This is a genomic window from Novosphingobium sp. BL-S-19 (assembly GCF_055521675.1).
The window spans coordinates 3,581,901-3,599,451 of record NZ_CM145498.1 but is presented as its reverse complement, the minus strand read 5'-3'; the positions used below and the strand labels follow the sequence as shown (position 1 = coordinate 3,599,451).

Below are 17,551 nucleotides of genomic sequence, written 5' to 3'. Positions count from 1 at the left end.
TGCTATTCTAGGCGGGGCGGCCGGCCGCACACGGCCGCCCCTTATCTTTTCTTGGCCGTTTAGGCCAATGGTCAGGCGCTGATGGTCAGCCGACGATCAGGCGCCAATGATCAGGCAATGGCGGATTCGCGGTAGCGTACTTGCGAAAGCACCACGGCGGCGATCAGCGTGCCGCAGGCCAGTGTCATGGCCACCGGGGCAAGGCCCCAGCCGGAGCTGAACAGCAGGCCGGCCACGATCGGACCCAGCGCCGCACCGGCGCGGCCCACGCCGATGACGAGACCCGTGCCGCCACCGCGCAGCGCGGCGGGATAGCTCTGGGCGATCACGGCATAGAAACCGGCGATGGCAGCGTTCAGGAAGAAGCAGGCCACGCAGGCGATCAGCGAAAGGCCGCTCAGCGTCGTGAAGCCCTGACCGAACAGCATGACGGCCCCGGCGCCCAGCACCATCGAAGCAACCACCAGCGGACGGATGCCGACCTTCTGGCTGAGCAGGCTGACGACCAGCGAACCGATCGCGCCGCCGACATTGGCCCAGACCAGCACCCCGCCCGCCGATGCCGGCGCAAAGCCAAGGTCGACGACGATCTTCGGGATCCACTTCACCAGGAAGTAGAAGGTCATCATGTGGAAGAAGCAGACGGCCGTCAGCATCACGGTCACGTTGGCAAGGCCCGGCGCGAAGAGTGCGGCCACGCTGGTGCGTTCCTTCACGGGTTCGGCAGGCGGCATCGCGGAAAGCGGCTGGCGGTTCTGCTTCACGAGCGTGCGGTTGATCTTCTCCAGCGCGCCGGCGGGGCGCTTCAGCAACAGGAAGGCCATGGTTTCAGGCACCAGCCAGAGCACCAGCGGGATGAAGCAGAGCGTGACGACGGCGCCGAATTCGAAGACCGACTGCCATTGCCCGGTCACGCCGAGCAGCCACGAGGCGATCGAACCGCCGACGATGGCGCCCATCGGATAGCCGCCTGCCATGATCGCGACGTTCAGGTTGCGGCGGCGCGCATTGGAGCATTCGGCGACGACCGCGTTGGTCGCGGCGAGCATGCCGCCGATGCCAAGGCCGGTGAACAGGCGATAGACCGAAAGCATCGGCACGCTGGTCGCGGTGGAAGCCAGGAACATGCCGCTGCCCATGATGACAAGGCAGGCGAGCAGCGTCGGACGACGGCCCATCTTGTCGGCCAGGCTGCCCAGAATGAAGGCGCCGATGCCCATGCCGAACAGTTCCATGGAAAGCACGAGGCCGAGCGCGGCGCGATCGATGCCCCAATCCTTGGCGATGCCGGGTGCAGCAAAGCTGATCGACAGGACATCGAATCCGTCGAGGGCGTTGAGCGCGGTTGCGATGCCTACGGCAATGATCTGCCGGTAATGCATCGGCTCGCGCGCGATTATGGCGCGTGGGTCTTCCATGCACTTCTCCTGTGGTTCCGCTGCCTTCTGTCAGGGCGCGGGAATTATTGGCGACGCGGGGGGGCGGCGCAGGGCCCGATCTCAGGCCGGCTGCGCCGCCACCGAGTAAGTGACCTGCTGGTTGCGGGTCTTCATGAAGTCCTCAAGCGTCTCTCCGCGCATTGAGGCATAAATGTGCAAATTGGATACCCCTGTCACCGCCGCCAGCTTCTCCAGAACGAAGAAGATTGCGCCGTAATGGATCAGCCCGCGCCAGTCGCGGCGGCGGACAAGATCCTGTTCCTGCTCGCTAAGTTCTGCGGCGGCGAAGGCCGCATCCTCGTCCGCCAGGAAGGCGGCGCGCGCTTCGGGCTCCACCAGCGTGTGGAGGAAGCGATTCAGGCGATAACCTTTGGCGCTGCGGTCCAGCGTATAGGGATACGTGCCCGCGAATCGCTCCGCGCCGGCCAGTTGCTCTTCCATGCGGGCGCGATGGGCGGTCAGAAAGCCCTCGTCCGGCGCCGGAGATTCGTTCTCGTAGACGGCCGTGGCAATGCCGGTCATCGAGGGGAGGTAGTAGCTGCGGTGCAGGCAGCGCACGCGGGCAGAGAGCGCGCCGCGCATGATTAGCCACATGATGACCTCGGCGCCTTCCATCCCGCCAAGCTCCGCATATTGGGCATGTGTCATGCGGCAGAGCGCTTCGGGATCGCTTTCCAGCAGATCCATGAAGCGGGCGTCCCATGCGGGGTTGTTGAACCCGCAGCGCTCGCCGTGAACCTGATGCGAAAGGCCGCCGGTAGCGACGAGCGCGACCTTCAGGTCTTCGGGATAGCTCTCGATGGCGGTGCGCAGCGCTTGCCCCAGCTTGAAGCAACGGCGTGCGGTAGGGATCGGGAACTGCAGCACGCCGACCTGAAGCGGCACGATCTGCACCGGCCATTCGCCATTCTCATGCGGCAGCAGCACCGAGAGCGGGGAGAAGCAGCCGTGGTCCAGCCCGCGATCGCGGAAAGTGCCGATGTCGAATTCGTCGGTCATCAGGCTCTGGACGATGTGGCGCGAAAGGCCGGCGTGGCCGCCGATGGCCGGCACATGACGCGCGCCGCCGCCTTCGTCCGCCACTTCGTAGCGGTCGTCCACGCCCAGCGTGAACGGGGCATAGTGGTCGAAGAAGAAGGAAGTGATGTGGTCGTTGTAGACGATCAGCAGCACGTCCGGCTGCTTGTCCTCCAGCCACGCGCGCACCGGTTCGTAAGCATCGAAGATCGGCTTCCACGCCGGATCGTCCTGCTTCTTCGCATCAAGCGCGAAGCCGATGGTGGGCGTGTGCGAACTGGCGATAGCGCCAATGATCCGGGCCATGCGCGGGCCGTCCTTCCTTCGAGCATCCATTCCATTGCGGGTCGGTTCCGGATGGTGCCCTAGGGCGTGCCGGTCCTGCCGCTTGTGCCCCAATCCACTTTAAACTAACTCGGGTCCATGTCGGAAATTGAAAATCGTTTGGACTTTTCGCCAAATGAACCTGCGCCGGACGAAACCGCCGTCGGCAGCGTCAGCGCCGCCGCGGTCCCGCGCTATGTGCTCTATGGAGAGACCGGCGCGCGGGCCGACTGGTTCGTCAATGTCGAGCGGCTGGACGAGCGCTGCCGCGAACGCGGCTGGGAGATCAAGCCGCATACCCATCCGCACTTCCTCCAGATCGGCGTCTGCACCGAGGCGGGGGGTGAGATCACGCTGGAAGGGCAGGTCCACCGCTTCCGCCCCGGCAGCGTCATGGTCGTGCCGCCCTACCGCATCCACGGCTTCCGCTACGAACCGAACGCCAATGGCTGGATGCTGACGGTGGAGAAGGGCTACCTTGAAGACCTGCTGGTGCGCGCGCCGGTGCTGAAGGGGCTGCTCGATGCGCCTCGCCTGTTCGATCTGCCCGAACCCGTGCTCAGCCGCATCGGCGGAGAGTTCGTGCAGCTTCGTGAGGAAATGGCCGAACAGCGCCACGGCCGCGCCATCGCTGCGGAAATCCACTTGCAGGCGATTCTGCTGCAATTGCTGCGCCACTGCCCGGAATCGAGCACCGCCTCACCCGCTGCCGGTTCGCGCTACGACATCGTCGAGCGGTTCAAGGCGCTGGTGGAGGCGCGCTATCGCCAGCAGCCGCTGCTGCCGGACATGGCCTCGGCACTGGGTGTCAGCGTTTCGCAGCTGCGACTGGCCTGTAATCAGGTGACCGGCCTTTCCCCCAATGCCCTGATTCACGAGCGCACCGTGGCCGAGGCCAAGCGCTGCCTGGCCTATACGGGCATGACGATCTCGGACCTGTCGGACTGGCTGGGCTTCAGCGATGTCGCCTATTTCTCGCGCTTCTTCACGCGCAAAGTGGGCGAGACGCCCAGCGGATTTCGCCGGGCGCAGCGGTTCGGATCGGTGGTGGTCGAGGGGTAAGGTAGCAACCCTAAGCTCGATTGCAGCCCTAAGTTCAGCATCACCCAACCCCGTCTCCCCGCGAAGGCGGGGATCCCGCTTGTCCTTCGCGCGCGTGGCAACAAGGAAGCGGGGCCCCCGCCTTCGCGGGGGCGACGATTGTTAGGTCGCGCGGGCTGGTGGCCTCAGTCGATCACCGCGCCATTCTGCGGCCCGGGATAGCGCGAGAGCCAATAGGCATATTGCTCCGGCAGCAGCGAGGAGGCCTTGGGCACGCCCAGTTCGCGCGCGGTGCGGAACGGATAGTGCGGATCGGCCAGCACACCGCGCCCGACCATCACCAGATCCATCTGCGCCTCCGCGATGGCCCGTTCGGCATCGGCGGGAATATCCATGCCCCATGCAGTGGCGACGGGAAGGCCGGTCTCGTTCCGCACGCGCTGAGCGATCGGCGCCATGAAGGCGGGCGCCCATGGCACATTGGCCTCGATCGTCGAAAAGCCCATCGAGACGTTGAGGAAGTCCAGCCCTTCCGCGCGCATGCGGTTCACCAGCGCGATGGACTCGACCAGCGTTTCCTCGTCCCGACCGTCGAATTCCAACACGCCGAAGCGGGCGGTAAGCGGCAGGTTTTCCGGCCACACTGCGCGCACGGCCTGAAGCGTTTCGATCAGGAAGCGGCCCCGGTTCTCGGCATTGCCGCCGTACTGGTCGGTGCGGGTATTGGCGTGGACCGAGAAGAAGCTCTGCGCAAGGTAGCCGTGGGCGAAGTGCAGTTCCAGCCACTGGAACCCGGCATCGAGCGCGCGCTTGGCAGCGGCAACGAAGTCCGCCTTGACGCGGGCGATGTCGTCCAGCGTCATTTCCTTCGGCACTTTGGGCAGGCCGCCGCCGAAGGCGATGGCGGAAGGCGAGATGGTGGGCCAGCCGCCGGGGGCATCGTCGGGGATATGGTCGTCGCCTTCCCACGGCTTGTTGGCGCTGGCCTTGCGGCCGGCATGGCCGATCTGGATGCCGGGCACTGCACCCGCCTTGCGGATTTCGGCGGCGATTGCGGCCATGCCGGGCACTTGCGCGTCATTCCAGAGCCCGGTGCAGCCCGGGGTGATGCGGCCCTCGGGCGAAACGCCGGTCGCCTCGACGATGACAAGGCCGGCACCGCCGCGTGCCATGCCGGTGTAGTGGGCAAGGTGCCAGTCGGTGGTGACACCGTCCTCGGCGGAGTACTGGCACATGGGCGGCACCGCGATGCGGTTGCGCAGGGTGACGTCCTTGAGCGTGAAGGGAGTGAAAAGCGCGGACATGCGTCCTCCGGTTGGGGGGAGAGAGAAAACGGAAGTGAATAGGCAGGCTCAGCCGATGGCTTCGAGCACCAGCTGCGCCACGCGCGTTGATGAGGCCGGGTTCTGCCCGGTGACGAGATTGCCGTCGCGCACCGCGTGGGGCTGGAAATCCGGCCCACGTTCGTAAAGCGCGCCCAACTCGCGGATGCGCGTTTCCAGCAGGAACGGCACGGCGTGAGTGAGGCCGGCGGCCTCTTCCTCGCTGTTGGTGAAAGCGCTGACCTTGCGACCGGCGACCAGCGGTTTGCCCTCGGTATCCTTGGCGTTCACGAGGCCGGCCGGGCCGTGGCAGACGGCGGAGACGACCTTGCCCTCGGCAAAGGTCGTGGTCAGCAGATCGGCCAGCGCGGTGCTTTCGGGCAGGTCCCACATGGTGCCGTGGCCGCCGGGCAGGAACACTGCATCGTAAGGTTCGGCGGTCAGGTCCGCGACCTTCAGCGAGTGCTTCAGCTTCTCCACCGCCGGGGCATCGGCGAGGAAACGCGCGACGCTTTCCGGACGGTCCGCCTCGGCCATCGAGCCGGGATCGACCGGCACTTCGCCGCCCGCCGTCGAGGCAAGGTCCACTTCGGCCCCGGCATCGATGAAGGCGTAATAAGGCGTGGTCAGTTCCTCGATCCAGACGCCGGTGGAGCGGCCGGTCTCGCCGATTTGCGCGTGCGAGGTGAGAACGATGAGGATCTTCATGCCGTTTCTCCTTAAGCCTTGGCTGCAAATGCGGCGGTGACAAGACCGTCGAGCCAGTCCTGATGGCCGTTGATCATCGGGTTGGGCTTGGCCTTGGCCAGTTCCCTGGCGGGTTCGCCCTTCTGGCTTTCCTGCGTCAGGATGCGCACGCGCCCGGCCGAGAGGTCCTCGATCAGCCAGGCGTGATGGACGTCTAGGCGGGTATCGCCTTCGCCCGACCAGCCATGCCACGCGATCCGCGCGGGCTGGCCTTCCACCGGCGGCACGCATTCGATGACCTGCGATTCGACGGGGAAGCCGAAAGTCTTGAAGAAGAACCGGTCACCCTGTTCGAGGACCGGGCCGGCGCCGTCGTGAAACGCCACATCGGAACTGTTGGCGTAATAGCCGGACCAGCGCAGCGGCTCGGCCAGCAAGGGCCAGACATCGGCCGTGGTCAGGCCTGCCACGATCACTTCGTTGGAACAGAAATTGTCGGTGAAGCCGGGCACATAGCCGGCCGGCCAGAGGATGTCGCTCACATGGGTCTCCTGCGCTTCGGGGGGAAAGCTTGACCGGGGAACAGATAAGCGGGCATTTGATATAAGAGAAATCAGGAAGTGGTATTTCCATCATCATGCAGGGTGATATCAGGGGGCTGGACCTCAATCTCCTCAAGGCGCTGGATGCGCTGCTGGAAACCCGCTCGGTCACGCGCGCCGCAGAGCGACTCGGGCTGACCCAGCCGGCGGTCAGCGGGATGCTGACACGCCTGCGCGAAGCCTTTCACGATCCGCTGTTCGTTCGAGCGCAGCGCGGCGTGCTGCCCACCCCGCGCGCCGAAGCGTTGGCGGGGCCGCTGAAGGCGGCGCTGCGCGAGATCGAGGTGCTGCTCCAGCCCGAGGCCTTCGATCCGGCCAGCGCCGAAATGACGATCAGCATTGCCGCCACCGACTATGCCCAGCGGGTGGTGATCCTGCCGTTCCTTACCGCGCTGCGGCGGATCGCGCCGGGCATCCGCGTTTCGATCCGCCCGGTCGACATGGCCACGCTGGCGCGGGACATGGAGCACGGCCAGCTCGATTTCGCGCTGATCACCCCGGAAATGGCGCCCGAGCATCTGCGCGCGCGGCGGCTGTTCGAGGAACGCTACGTCTGCGCGATGCGGCAGGGCCATCCGGCAACGCGGCGGCCGCTCGATCTCGATGCCTTTTGCGCGCTGGACCATGCGCTGATGTCGCATGACGGCACCCAGTTCCACGGTGCCACCGACCGCGCGCTCGATGCCATGGGGCGCCGCCGCCGCGTGGTGCTTTCGGCGCCGAACTTCAGCTTCGTGCTCGATCTGATCCGCGCCTCTGACACGTGCGCGGTGCTGCCCGAACGGCTGGTGCGCGGGCTGGAGGGGCTGTGCCTGCGCGATCCGCCGCTGGAGGTGCCGGGCTTCATCAAGCTGCTCACCTGGCACGAGCGGACCCAGCACGATCCCGCCATGGTCTGGCTGCGCGAACGGCTGGCGGAGCGAGCGGCCTGAACAGGCGATAACACGTGTGGCCCGTGTTGGAAAAAGGGCGCCGGCAGCTCTGCGCTGCCGGCACCCTTTTTCATTCCGCCAATGCGGTCAGGGGCGCGCGCCGGTCAGCGGGAAGGTGCCGAAGGGGCCGTTGGAATTCTCCCCGGTCATCCGGCCGTCCTTCACGGTCACATCGTAGCTGACCGTGATCGGCATCGGCATCGATGCCTTGCCCTCGAACTTCGCGCGGCCGTCCTTGATCCCGCCGGCGACATTGACGGTGCCCTGCTCGGCGCTGACTTTGCCGGTCACGACGTTGCCGTTCACCGCCAGGTCCATTACCGCCTTCTGCGGGCCGACCGGCGTCTGGATCACGATCGCCCACTTGCCCACGAAATCCTGCGGCTTGGCGGTGCTGGCGGCGGCCGCCTTGGCCTTGTCCAGCAGCGCCTGCTTTTCGGCCGGGGCGGCCTGCGCGCGGGCACGCAGGTAGAAGCGGATGGTCTCCAGATCGCTGTCCGAGATGTCCGGGAAGGGCGGCATGCCGTTCATCTTCAGGCCGCCGTCCTTGACGATCTGCCTGAACGTCGCCGGATCGGTGATGAGCGGCGAGTAACGCAGATCGGGCGCGGCGCCGCCGCCCACCGCATTCCAGCCGTGGCAGACGATGCAGGCCTTCGTCCCGAACAGCATCGCGCCGGCCTGTGCCTTGGCCAGATCGGGCTTGAAGGTGGGATCCTGCGGCGGTGTCGGCTCCACATAGGCATAGGGCGGGATCGTGTCCTTGCCATCCAGCGCGAACGTCAGCACGCGGCGCGGCAGGCGATAGTCGGTGCGATAGGCGGCATTGCCGATCGACTGCATGCCCGCGCCCTGGCCGCCCGCGCCGGTGATGACGGTGACGTATTGCTTGCCGTTCATGCGATAGGTGATCGGCGCGCCGACGATCGGGCTTTCGGTCTTGAACGACCAGAGTTCCTTGCCGGTCTTCGCATCGCGGGCGACGAATTTGCCGTCCACCTGCCCTTCGAACACCAGTCCGCCGCCGCTGGCCATCACGCCGCCGGGCCAGGTGCCGGGCAGTTCGACTTCCCACGCCAGCGTTTGCGTCCCCGGGTTCCAGGCACGCAGGAAGCTCTTGTGGCCGCCGGGCAGTTCCACTTCGGGGATCAGCGTCACGCCCATGCCCTTGCTGATCTCACCGCCGCCGGCACCGCCGTCACCGATCAGCGCGCCCATCTCCAGCACCGGGATGTAGACCAGACCGGTTTGCGGACTGTAAGCCTGGGGCATCCACGAATGCGCGCCGGTCGGCCCGGGCCACATCTCGAACATGCCGGGCTTTCCGGCATAACGGATACCGGGATTCTCCACAGGGCGGCCGGTCTTCTTGTCGATATGATCAGCCCAGCTGACCTTGGCGATCTTGTCGGCCGAGATGAATTCGCCGGTGGCCCGGTCGATCACGTAGAAGAACCCGTTCTTCGGCGCCTGCATCAGCACCTTGCGGTCCTTGCCGTCGATCTTCAGCGTCGCCAGCGACATGTCGGTGGTGGCGGTGCAGTCCCACTGCTCACCGGGGCAGACCTGATAGTGCCACTTATATTCGCCGGTATTCGCATCGACCGCGACGATCGAGGCGAGGAACAGGTTGTCCCCGCCGCCGGGGCTGCGCAGGTCCTGTTTGTAGGGGAAGCCGTTGCCGACGCCGAGGTAGATCAGGTTCAATTCGGGATCGTAGCTGAACGCGTTCCACGCCGTGCCGCCGCCGCCGCGCCGGGTGCCGTCGGGGTTCTTCCACCCGCTGGGCCATGTCTTGCGCATGACCGCTTCGGCCTTCTGGTTGCCGGGCGAAACCTCGTCCCCCGGCGTGGTGAAGAAGCGCCAGACCTGCTTGCCGGTCTTCTCGTCATAAGCGGTGACGAAGCCGCGTGCCGGGCTGATGTCCGCGCCGCCGAAGCCTACGATCACCTTGCCGCCGAACACGCGCGGCGCGCCGTTCGAATTGCGCGGGGCCTGATCGGGATAGTCGTAAGTCTTCCAGACTTCCTTGCCGGTCTTGGCGTCGAGCGAGATCACGTAGCCATCGGTGGTGACGAGGAAGACATGGCCGGCATCGTAGGCGATGCCCTTGTTGCCCCAACTCATCTGCAGGGCCGACTTCGCCCGTTCGCGCGTGCCGCCGTCGTATTCCCAAAGCTGCTTGCCGGTGACGGCATCAAGCGCGCGGATGTGGGAATGGCCGCTGGTGAGGAAGACCTTGCCCTCCGCCATCAGGGGCGTACTGGCGGTATAGCCCGGCTCCAGATCGTAGTGCCATGCCAGCTTCAGGTTGCCGACCGTGTCGGTATTGATCTCGTCCAGCGGGGAATAGTGCGTTTCGCCGGGGGTGCGGCCCCAACTGGGCCATTCGTCGGGATCGGCGATCATCCCCTGTTCGATGGGCTGCGCGGGCTTGTTGCAGGCGGTCAGCGCCACCGGCGCAAGCATTGCCAGCGCCAGTCTGAGCACAGTGGTAGCGGGACGTGCGTTCACGGCGTCTTCCCCCGGGATTGTCTTGTCTTTTCGGGAGAAGGGCTATCAGCCGGAGAAGGGCTTGGGAAGACTTGCTATATTGTGTGTATCATATCTTTGGGCGGTTCATCGCCCCTGCGAAAGGCAAGGAACGCGAAAGGGCGGGGAACGCGAAAGACCCTGAACGCGAAAGGCCCCGGCCTTCCCTGTGCGAAAGACCGGGGCCCTAGGGCTGTTTCGGTGCCCAAAGGGGATTAATGGGTACCGGCGCCCATGGGGATGGGGGTGCCTTCCTTCAGGTAAACGCGATTGTCTTCGATGCGATCGACATTATCGAAAGCGATGAAGTGGTGCGCGCCATCCGAACTGTCGGATCGGGTGAGCTTGATCTGGTCGTCCTTCACTTCATCGATAGTGCCGACATGCTGGCCGGCAGCGTCGGCGACTTCCATATGCTCACGGATTCGCAGCTTCTCAAACATGAGAATTCTCCCGTTTTTTGGCTTGGTATGCCTAATAAACGAGGGGCAACGGCCATCGTTCCGGCGTTCGTCCTGCCGGAGAAACGCTTCATGGGGAGGGCGTGAGCCGGTACTGCAAAATTCGCGTCTCGCGGATTTTCAAACCGGCTTTAGGGCGTGGCGCCCAGTCCGAAAGTGGCGTCTCCGCGCGGGGACAGCAGGATGCGGTCGCCATCGATGCCGTCGATCTCGCTCACGGCGATGAAGGGATGTCCGGCCTCTGCCAGCAGCACTTCCTGCCCGTCCACCCGGTCCACCACGCCCAGCACGGTTCCCTCCGGGCCGATCACCGTCATCCCCTTGCGAATGAAGCCCGATTCGGTGGGCCAGACGGTCTCGTTATCGTCGGTCATGACAGGTCTCCGCAAAGGCGAAAGGGAGGGGTTGAACCCCCGCAATCTGGCGCGATCCGGCGAGTCGCGCAATTCCCTCTGGTCTACCAGTGCTAGCGTCCCCATATTGGCGGAGGCGCTAGATATGCTGTTTTACCTGTGCAAACTTTCAGGGGTGCGGCTCCACTTATGGTGGAATTTGAGTATCGTGGCCCTCGTAGGTTCCCGGGTTCGCCCCGGGGCCGGAAATTTCAAGCGCCGCGAATGCCCGGAACGCCGCCGAATGCGGCCGCCAGCAGTCTCGGCGCGTCTGCACGAATCGCCATCGGAGTCCGCCCATGTCCCTTCTCGAAGCCCGCAAGACCTATAAGCCCTTCGAATACCCCTGGGCTTACGACTACTGGAAGATCCAGCAGCAGGTCCACTGGCTGCCCGAGGAAGTGCCGCTGGGCGAGGACTGCCGTGACTGGGTTCAGAACATCTCGGAGCATGAGCGCAACCTGCTGACGCAGATCTTCCGCTTCTTCACGCAGGCCGACGTGGAAGTGCAGGATTGCTACCACGAGAAGTACGCCCGCGTCTTCAAGCCCACCGAGATCAAGATGATGCTCACCGCCTTCTCCAACATGGAGACGGTGCACATCGCCGCCTATTCGCACTTGCTCGACACCATTGGCATGCCCGAAAGCGAATATGGCGCCTTCCTCGAATATGCCGAGTTGAAGGACAAGCACGACTACCTGCAGAAGTTCGGCGTCGACAATGACGAGGACATTGCCCGCACCCTGGCCATGTTCGGCGGCTTCACCGAAGGCGTCCAGCTGTTCGCCAGCTTCGCGATGCTGATGAACTTCCCGCGCTTCAACAAGATGAAGGGCATGGGCCAGATCGTCTCGTGGTCGGTCCGCGACGAATCGCTGCACTGCGAAGGCATCATCAAGCTGTTCCACACGTTCGTGCAGGAACGCGGCTGCCTGACCAAGGCGGTGAAGGACGACATTGCCGACCAGTGCCAGACCACGATCCGCCTGGAAGACAACTTCATCGATCTGGCCTTCGAACTCGGCCCGGTTCCGGGCATGACGCCGAAGGACATCAAGAAGTACATTCGCTACATCGCCGACTGGCGTCTGGGCCAGCTGGGCCTGAAGCCGATCTACCTGATCGACGAACACCCGCTGCCCTGGCTGCAGCCGCTGCTGAACGGTGTGGAGCACGCGAACTTCTTCGAGACGCGCGCCACCGAGTATTCGAAGGGCGCCACCCGCGGTGACTGGAACACCGTGTGGACGAACTTCGATTCGCGCCGGAAGGCCAAGGCCAACGATTCGGAGCCGCTGGTGGACCTGTCGGAGCCCGACATGTTCGGCAGCACGCAGGCCGCCGAATAAGCGCCTGCGATCCGCGCCTTATACGGCAAAGCGAAAACCCCGCATGTTCTGAGACATGCGGGGTTTTTCGTCTTTCAGCACCAGTTGCGGCGAAAGCCCTGCCAGCGTTCGGCCAGACCTTCGGCCACCAGCACTTCGCCCAGGCTCTGCCCGCCGCGCGTGATCACGCGCAGTTCGCGGCCATAACGATCGGTATCCCGCCCGTCGGTCCAGGGCTTCAGCGAGAATGGGCCATCGTTCAACAATTCGGTCATCCGCGCCGTGGCGCGATGGCCCAGTTTGGCTTCCGCCGGGCATTCGGGCTCGCTGGTTTCGGGCGTGTTGATGTCTGCGATGCGGATCTTCTTGCCTTCGTACCAGATGGTGTCGCCATCGACGACGCAGGTGCGGCGGGTGCGGCCGCTACAATGCGCGAAGTGCCCGGCCTCATGGTCGTCTGCCGAAGCGGTCAGTCTGGCGGAGGGTTGGGGCTGGGGGGCGGTCGCGGGCCAGAAGTACACCGCTGCGAAGGTTGCCAGCGGGGCGATTACCCAGATCGGCCAGAGACGGGAAGAGCGGCGCTTGGGGCGGGGGCGCGCAAAGCCGCGCTGCGCATCGCGCGCGCCGGCAATCGGAATGACATTCGATCGGCGAGAGAAAAGCATGGAACTCTGGGGATTTGGAAGGCCGGATCAGGTTCCGTATTCGCGCAGTTCCGGCTCGTCAAATTCACCGCGGCAGGTGCGCACAAGCAAATCCAGCTCGGCGCGGTGCAGCGCGCGGACCAGTTTCATGCCCAGCGTGCCGCCGCCCGTCCACCGCACCCGTGCCTCGATCGGCACGGCACCGTCCACCTTGATGGTCACCAGATCGTCGATGGCAAGGGCGGGGACATTGTTCTGCCCGGCGTCGGACAGGCAGCCGATCCGGCAACCTTCCTGAGACAGTTCGACCAGCAGGCCGCTGCCGATGCGGCGGCCTTCGCAATGGATACTGGCTTTTCTGCTTACGGCATAGCGCTGGTGGGCGCTGTATCTCAGTATCCTCACAGACGGCGCCCCCCGGTCGTTCCGTTCCTGATAGTCACGCCTTTCCGGCCTCTTTCGATATCGGCCAGCGTTTCGATCAGGAGCGAGCGTGCTCTCTCATGATTACCAATTGGTTATCTTATAGGCGATTGTACGCCAACTAGGTTTAAAAACGGTCAGCCCAGGATTTCGTAGATTCGCCCTATCCAGCTGAGCAGATAGGCAAGGAATGCCAAGGGCAGCACGATGTGGAAACGGCGGTTCGCGGTCCACGCGGCAATGGCGAACAGCGCGCCGCAGACGATCAGCCGGATCGGATATTCTGGCCCCAGCGCCTTCAGGTAAGCGGGCCCCTTGATCCAGGTGTCCACCCAGTCCGCCGCGCAGATGGCGACCAGCAGGCCGAAGAACCACGCGCGGCGGGAAAGGAAGTAATCCTCGTACCCCGCATAGTCGTCCATCCACTCAGGGAACAGCAGGCTTGCCAGCAGATAGTGCAGGAAGGCGTAGCCCAGCACGAAGGCGAACAGTTCGAATCGCCAACTGGTGATGTGCGCCAGCCCGAATTCCCACCACCAGAAATGGATGGTCATCACCAGCACCACCGCCACCCACGCCAGATGCGCGGGATAGAGCCGCCGCCGCCGTGGATGCTGGACGATGCCGGATATGCCCGAAAGCAGGCGGGTAAGTGCAAGGCCGAGGACAAGCCCGACCAGCACGCGAACGTGCAGGAAAACCTCACCCGTCGGCGCTACCTGGCCCATGCTCACCCTCCTTGCGAAGGTCGCGGAATCGGTTGGAGGGTCAGATCGTCCAGCTGGCCGGGTTGGGCATGGGCTGGTGCTTCTGCGCATTGAGCAGGCTCATCACGCAGCGCACGATCACCAGCACGCCCACCGCCGCCAGCACCAGCAGGCCGATCACCACGATCAGCAGCAGGCCGCCGATGATCGATCCGATCAGGCCGATCCAGAAGGTGTTGATCAGGTACTGGTAGTGGGAGGCTTCCCAATCCGCCTTCGCTTCGCCGCGCCAGACATAGGCAAGTACGATGCCGACGATGGCCGTGACCCCCGTCACGCACGAGGCGAGATAGAGCAGGCAGATGATCGTCGGGTGATTGAATTCGAAACTGGAACCGGTGCTGCTGCGATCGAGGTCGTCCATGGGGTCCTCCCTGATGGCCGGGCCCATGATGCTGCCTTCATTGGCGGCTGCGTGCAAGTATTGTTTCAAAAAGGGAAAAACGGTCATTCCACGAATACTTCCGGGTCACGAAAACACCACGGCGGCGAATTATATGATTTGCCCTCTGGTCTTGTCGCTTGCGGCGGTTACCACTGCCGTCGCGGGCCTTTAGTCATGGTGCGGGCCGCAGGGGGAGTGACGCCGTGACCGAGATCGTGATCGAAACGCGCAGTGGCACGCTGGCCGGCATCGGCGAGGCGGGGCTGACGCGCTTTCTGGGCATACCTTACGCAAGGGCCGGCCGGTTCGAGGCGCCGGAGCCCGCCGCGCCGTGGCAGGGCACGCGGGCGGCAGACCGTTTCGGCCGCCAGTGCCCGCAGCAGTTCGGCGGCAAGGTGCGCCGCGACGTGCTGGAGAGCGAGACGTACGGCGAAGATTGCCTCTACCTCAATGTGTACCGTCCCGAAGGCGGATCGATCGGGCCGAAACCGGTCATGGTCTGGATCCACGGCGGAGCCTTCCTGGCCGGCGGCGCCAATTCGTACGACGCATCGCGGCTGGCGCGGGAGGGTGACATCATCGTCGTCACCATCAATTACCGCATCGGCGTGCTAGGCTTCGTCAATTTCGCCGATGCGCTGGGCATTCCGGCGATCCCGTCCAACATCGGCCTGCGCGACCAGATCGCCGCGCTGGAATGGGTGCGGGATAACATTGCGGATTATGGCGGCGATCCGGGCAAAGTGACGATCTGCGGCCAGTCGGCCGGATCGATGTCGGTCTCGCTGCTGATGCTCTCTCCGCTGGCGCGCGGGCTGTTCCATGGCGCGGTGATGCAGTCGGGCGCGGTGAGCCTGATCCATGACCGTGAACGCTCGATCCGCGACGGCCGCCGTTATGCGGAAGCGCTGAAGCTGGACCAGTCGAGCCTGCAGCGGTTGAAGTCCATGGACATCGCCGAACTGATCGGTGCGCAGGCGACCGTGGGCAAACAGTTGAAGAACGCGATTCCCGCCGCGCCGTGGTACGATGGGGACGTGCTGCCTGCCTCCTTCGACGAGGCGGTGGCGACGCAGACGGTGCCGGTGCCGCTGCTGGCCGGTGCCACGCGCGATGAGGTGCGGCTGTTCGACCTGATGCCCGGCGATATCCTGCCGACCAAGTGGGACGATTTGCAGGGCCTGCTGCGCGACCAGTTCGGGCCCGAGCAGACCGCGCGAATCCTGGCGACTTATCCGCGCAACCGGAAGGGGCGCACGGCGCTGGGGTCCGACCTTACCTTCGTGATGCCCACGCGCCACTTTGCGGAGCGCCACGCGCGCACGAATCCAACGTGGTTCTACCGCTTCGATTATGAGCACCTGCTTGTCGGGGCCGCGCATGGCCTGGACCTGACGGTGTTCTGGCCGTTCTCCGGCCTGAAAATGGCGCTGGTGCGCGGCGGGCCGGACAAGGGGCGGCGCGCGGAACTGGGGCAGCGGATGCGCTCTCACGTCGCGCATTTCGTGCGGCATGGCGATCCGGGCGATATCTGGCCGCGCTATGAGGAGACCACGCGCAAGGTGCGCATCTACGATCTGGCCGATAGCTTCGCGGCGAATCCGGAGGCGGAGCGCTACGCGGCGTGGGCCGGCCGCGATGTGGAGCCGGGGCGGGGGAAGTAGGGGGGCGGCTTGAGCGGCGCTGGATACGGCCGCTCAATCCCACCTCGTCATCCCCGCGAAGGCGGGGATCCCGCTTTTCTTGCGGTACACGGTACGTCGCAGAAAGGAAGCGGGGCCCCCGCCTTCGCGGGGGCGACGAGACCTTTAAGCAGGGGGCGTGGGGCCCGGTTAGCCCCTCAGTTCAGCCCCAGAAACAGCCCAGCGAGCGCTGCACTCATCAGGTTGGACAGGCTGCCCGCGCAAAGCGCGCGAAGGCCGAGACGGGCGATGATCGGGCGCTGGTTGGGGGCAAGGCTTCCGGTGACCGCCATCTGGATGGCGATCGATGAGAAGTTGGCGAAGCCGCACAATGCAAACGTCACCACCGCCACGGTGCGCGCCGAAAGCTCCTTCATGTTGCCAAGGTCGATGAAGGCGACGAATTCGTTCAGCACGATCTTGCTGCCGAACAGGCTGCCGGCCTGCATCGCCTCATGCCAGTCGGGCGTGGCGAGCAGATAGAACACCGGCGCGAAGACATAGCCAAGCAGGCCCTGGAAGGTGACGCCGGCAAAGCCGAACAGGCTGGCGATCCAGCCGACCAGTCCGTTGGCCAGCGCAATCAGCGCCACGAAGGCCAGCACCATCGCGCCGACCGCCACCGCCAGCTTCACGCCGGTCTGCGCGCCTTGCGATGCGGCCATGATGATGTTGGCGGGCTTTTCCTCGTCATGCTCGACTGCCTCGGGCTCGTCGATATGCACGCCGGGAAGGTGCGTCACGTCCGCGCGGTTGAGCGCGGCGGCAGCGGCACCGGCGGGGGGCAGCGTGCTTTCGTGCACATCCGCCTCTTCGACCACCGGGCGCGGATCGGGCATGATCATCTTCGCCATGAAGATGCCGCCCGGGGCCGACATGAAGGCGGCGGCGACCAGGTAATCGATGCGGATGCCCATGGAGGCATAGGCGGCCAGAATCGTGCCGGCCACGCCCGCAAGGCCCACGCTCATCACGCAGAACAGCTGCGAGGGATTGAGGGCCGCCAGATAGGGGCGGATCACCAAGGGCGCCTCGCTCTGGCCCACGAAGATGTTGGACGCGGCGCAAAGGCTTTCCACTTTGCTGATCCCGGTCACCTTCTCCAGCGCGCCGCCGATCCAGCGCACCACCAGCGGCATGATCTTCAGGTAGTAGAGGATCGAGATCAGCGAGGCGAAGAAGATGATCACCGGCAGGGCCGAGATCGCGAACGAGTGTCCGCCGATTTCCGGGCTGGCCAGCGGGCCGAACAGGAAGTCCACCCCGGCATGGGCATAGCCCAGCAGGCTTTCCACGCCCGCCGCGGCGCCGCCCAGCAGGTCCTTGCCGAACGGAACATAGAGTACCAGCGCGGCCAGACCGGCTTGCAGCGCGAAGGCCGCCCCCACCACGCGCAGGCGGATCGCCCGGCGATTGGTGGAAAGAAGAAAGGCGGCGGCCATGATGAGAACGATGCCAAACAGGCTGTAGGCGACGTGCATCGTCCCCGGGTCTCCAAAAAACATGCTGAATCTGTGCGCAAACCTAGAGGCGCGCATTCGTGGCGGCTAGTGCAATTGTGCCAAGCCCG

General features: G+C 64.9%; 17 protein-coding genes. 4 read left to right on the top strand and 13 right to left on the bottom strand.

The window, feature by feature from the left end:
- Nucleotides 1-110: 110 nt before the first annotated feature.
- A complete protein-coding gene (locus ACZ1JV_RS25225; protein WP_465151012.1) occupies nt 111-1,418 on the bottom strand; it encodes an MFS transporter in 1,308 nt (435 codons plus the stop codon).
- 81 nt (nt 1,419-1,499) lie between these two features.
- Entirely contained in the window at nt 1,500-2,762 is a 1,263-nt protein-coding gene (locus ACZ1JV_RS25220; protein WP_465151011.1) for a gallate dioxygenase, read from the bottom strand.
- A 138-nt stretch (nt 2,763-2,900) separates the two neighbouring features.
- On the opposite strand from ACZ1JV_RS25220, the gene ACZ1JV_RS25215 reads away from it, so the two are divergent.
- The gene (locus tag ACZ1JV_RS25215; RefSeq protein WP_465137089.1) at nt 2,901-3,842 is read left to right on the top strand and encodes a helix-turn-helix domain-containing protein; all 942 of its coding nucleotides are present in this window, start codon (nt 2,901-2,903) and stop codon (nt 3,840-3,842) included.
- A gap of 164 nt (nt 3,843-4,006) precedes the next feature.
- Here the strand turns inward: ACZ1JV_RS25215 and ACZ1JV_RS25210 are convergent, their stop codons facing one another.
- Genes ACZ1JV_RS25210 through ACZ1JV_RS25200 form a run of 3 tightly spaced genes read right to left on the bottom strand, consistent with a single transcriptional unit; the run spans nt 4,007 to nt 6,372 of the window.
- Nucleotides 4,007-5,125 (bottom strand): NADH:flavin oxidoreductase/NADH oxidase, encoded by a 1,119-nt coding sequence (locus ACZ1JV_RS25210; protein ID WP_465151010.1) that lies wholly within the window; start codon nt 5,123-5,125, stop codon nt 4,007-4,009.
- Between the two features lie 48 nt (nt 5,126-5,173).
- Nucleotides 5,174-5,851, bottom strand: a complete 678-nt coding sequence (locus ACZ1JV_RS25205) for a type 1 glutamine amidotransferase domain-containing protein (RefSeq protein ID WP_465151009.1) — start codon at nt 5,849-5,851, stop codon at nt 5,174-5,176.
- A gap of 11 nt (nt 5,852-5,862) precedes the next feature.
- Nucleotides 5,863-6,372 (bottom strand): SRPBCC family protein, encoded by a 510-nt coding sequence (locus tag ACZ1JV_RS25200; protein ID WP_465151008.1) that lies wholly within the window; start codon nt 6,370-6,372, stop codon nt 5,863-5,865.
- A gap of 95 nt (nt 6,373-6,467) precedes the next feature.
- Between ACZ1JV_RS25200 and ACZ1JV_RS25195 the strand changes: the two genes are divergently transcribed.
- A complete protein-coding gene (locus tag ACZ1JV_RS25195) occupies nt 6,468-7,364 on the top strand; it encodes a LysR family transcriptional regulator (protein WP_465151007.1) in 897 nt (298 codons plus the stop codon).
- Between the two features lie 87 nt (nt 7,365-7,451).
- On the opposite strand, the gene ACZ1JV_RS25190 is transcribed toward ACZ1JV_RS25195, so the two are convergent.
- The 3 genes from ACZ1JV_RS25190 to ACZ1JV_RS25180 all read right to left on the bottom strand — a co-directional run bounded on the left by ACZ1JV_RS25190 (nt 7,452) and on the right by ACZ1JV_RS25180 (nt 10,731).
- Nucleotides 7,452-9,878, bottom strand: a complete 2,427-nt coding sequence (locus tag ACZ1JV_RS25190; protein WP_465151006.1) for a PQQ-dependent dehydrogenase, methanol/ethanol family — start codon at nt 9,876-9,878, stop codon at nt 7,452-7,454.
- Nucleotides 9,879-10,111: 233 nt separating this feature from the next.
- Nucleotides 10,112-10,339, bottom strand: coding sequence for a DUF2171 domain-containing protein (locus ACZ1JV_RS25185; protein WP_465137095.1), 228 nt, complete (start codon nt 10,337-10,339; stop codon nt 10,112-10,114).
- A 149-nt stretch (nt 10,340-10,488) separates the two neighbouring features.
- Nucleotides 10,489-10,731 carry a DUF2171 domain-containing protein gene (locus tag ACZ1JV_RS25180; protein WP_465137096.1) on the bottom strand — a complete coding sequence of 81 codons (243 nt, stop codon included), beginning with the start codon at nt 10,729-10,731 and terminating at the stop codon, nt 10,489-10,491.
- 317 nt (nt 10,732-11,048) lie between these two features.
- On the opposite strand from ACZ1JV_RS25180, the gene ACZ1JV_RS25175 reads away from it, so the two are divergent.
- On the top strand, nt 11,049-12,101 hold the full coding sequence (locus tag ACZ1JV_RS25175) for a ribonucleotide-diphosphate reductase subunit beta (RefSeq protein ID WP_395330319.1): 1,053 nt from the start codon (nt 11,049-11,051) through the stop codon (nt 12,099-12,101).
- 74 nt (nt 12,102-12,175) lie between these two features.
- Here ACZ1JV_RS25175 and ACZ1JV_RS25170 read toward each other — a convergent pair whose 3' ends face one another.
- The 4 genes from ACZ1JV_RS25170 to ACZ1JV_RS25155 form a co-directional block, all read right to left on the bottom strand.
- A complete protein-coding gene (locus tag ACZ1JV_RS25170) occupies nt 12,176-12,745 on the bottom strand; it encodes a thermonuclease family protein (protein ID WP_465151005.1) in 570 nt (189 codons plus the stop codon).
- 27 nt (nt 12,746-12,772) lie between these two features.
- Nucleotides 12,773-13,129, bottom strand: coding sequence for a PilZ domain-containing protein (locus ACZ1JV_RS25165; protein WP_465151004.1), 357 nt, complete (start codon nt 13,127-13,129; stop codon nt 12,773-12,775).
- A 155-nt stretch (nt 13,130-13,284) separates the two neighbouring features.
- Entirely contained in the window at nt 13,285-13,875 is a 591-nt protein-coding gene (locus ACZ1JV_RS25160) for a hypothetical protein (protein WP_465137099.1), read from the bottom strand.
- A 40-nt stretch (nt 13,876-13,915) separates the two neighbouring features.
- Nucleotides 13,916-14,278, bottom strand: a complete 363-nt coding sequence (locus ACZ1JV_RS25155) for a DUF4870 family protein (RefSeq protein WP_465137100.1) — start codon at nt 14,276-14,278, stop codon at nt 13,916-13,918.
- Between the two features lie 224 nt (nt 14,279-14,502).
- Here ACZ1JV_RS25155 and ACZ1JV_RS25150 point away from each other — a divergent pair, with 224 nt between their 5' ends.
- Nucleotides 14,503-15,963 carry a carboxylesterase/lipase family protein gene (locus ACZ1JV_RS25150; protein WP_465151003.1) on the top strand — a complete coding sequence of 487 codons (1,461 nt, stop codon included), beginning with the start codon at nt 14,503-14,505 and terminating at the stop codon, nt 15,961-15,963.
- A gap of 176 nt (nt 15,964-16,139) precedes the next feature.
- On the opposite strand, the gene ACZ1JV_RS25145 is transcribed toward ACZ1JV_RS25150, so the two are convergent.
- Nucleotides 16,140-17,462, bottom strand: coding sequence for a NupC/NupG family nucleoside CNT transporter (locus tag ACZ1JV_RS25145; RefSeq protein ID WP_465137102.1), 1,323 nt, complete (start codon nt 17,460-17,462; stop codon nt 16,140-16,142).
- Between the last annotated feature and the right edge of the window lie 89 nt (nt 17,463-17,551).

Excerpts from the sequence above, each read along its gene's own strand:
- ACZ1JV_RS25185 (WP_465137095.1), bottom strand. The coding sequence starts at position 10,339 with ATGTTTGAGAAGCTGCGAATCCGTGAGCATATGGAAGTCGCCGACGCT.
- ACZ1JV_RS25160 (WP_465137099.1), bottom strand. The coding sequence starts at position 13,875 with ATGGGCCAGGTAGCGCCGACGGGTGAGGTTTTCCTGCACGTTCGCGTG.
- ACZ1JV_RS25175 (WP_395330319.1), top strand. The coding sequence starts at position 11,049 with ATGTCCCTTCTCGAAGCCCGCAAGACCTATAAGCCCTTCGAATACCCC.
- ACZ1JV_RS25225 (WP_465151012.1), bottom strand. The coding sequence starts at position 1,418 with ATGGAAGACCCACGCGCCATAATCGCGCGCGAGCCGATGCATTACCGG.
- ACZ1JV_RS25145 (WP_465137102.1), bottom strand. The coding sequence starts at position 17,462 with ATGCACGTCGCCTACAGCCTGTTTGGCATCGTTCTCATCATGGCCGCC.
- ACZ1JV_RS25195 (WP_465151007.1), top strand. The coding sequence starts at position 6,468 with ATGCAGGGTGATATCAGGGGGCTGGACCTCAATCTCCTCAAGGCGCTG.
- ACZ1JV_RS25210 (WP_465151010.1), bottom strand. The coding sequence starts at position 5,125 with ATGTCCGCGCTTTTCACTCCCTTCACGCTCAAGGACGTCACCCTGCGC.
- ACZ1JV_RS25170 (WP_465151005.1), bottom strand. The coding sequence starts at position 12,745 with ATGCTTTTCTCTCGCCGATCGAATGTCATTCCGATTGCCGGCGCGCGC.
- ACZ1JV_RS25205 (WP_465151009.1), bottom strand. The coding sequence starts at position 5,851 with ATGAAGATCCTCATCGTTCTCACCTCGCACGCGCAAATCGGCGAGACC.
- ACZ1JV_RS25180 (WP_465137096.1), bottom strand. The coding sequence starts at position 10,731 with ATGACCGACGATAACGAGACCGTCTGGCCCACCGAATCGGGCTTCATT.
- ACZ1JV_RS25220 (WP_465151011.1), bottom strand. The coding sequence starts at position 2,762 with ATGGCCCGGATCATTGGCGCTATCGCCAGTTCGCACACGCCCACCATC.
- ACZ1JV_RS25155 (WP_465137100.1), bottom strand. The coding sequence starts at position 14,278 with ATGGACGACCTCGATCGCAGCAGCACCGGTTCCAGTTTCGAATTCAAT.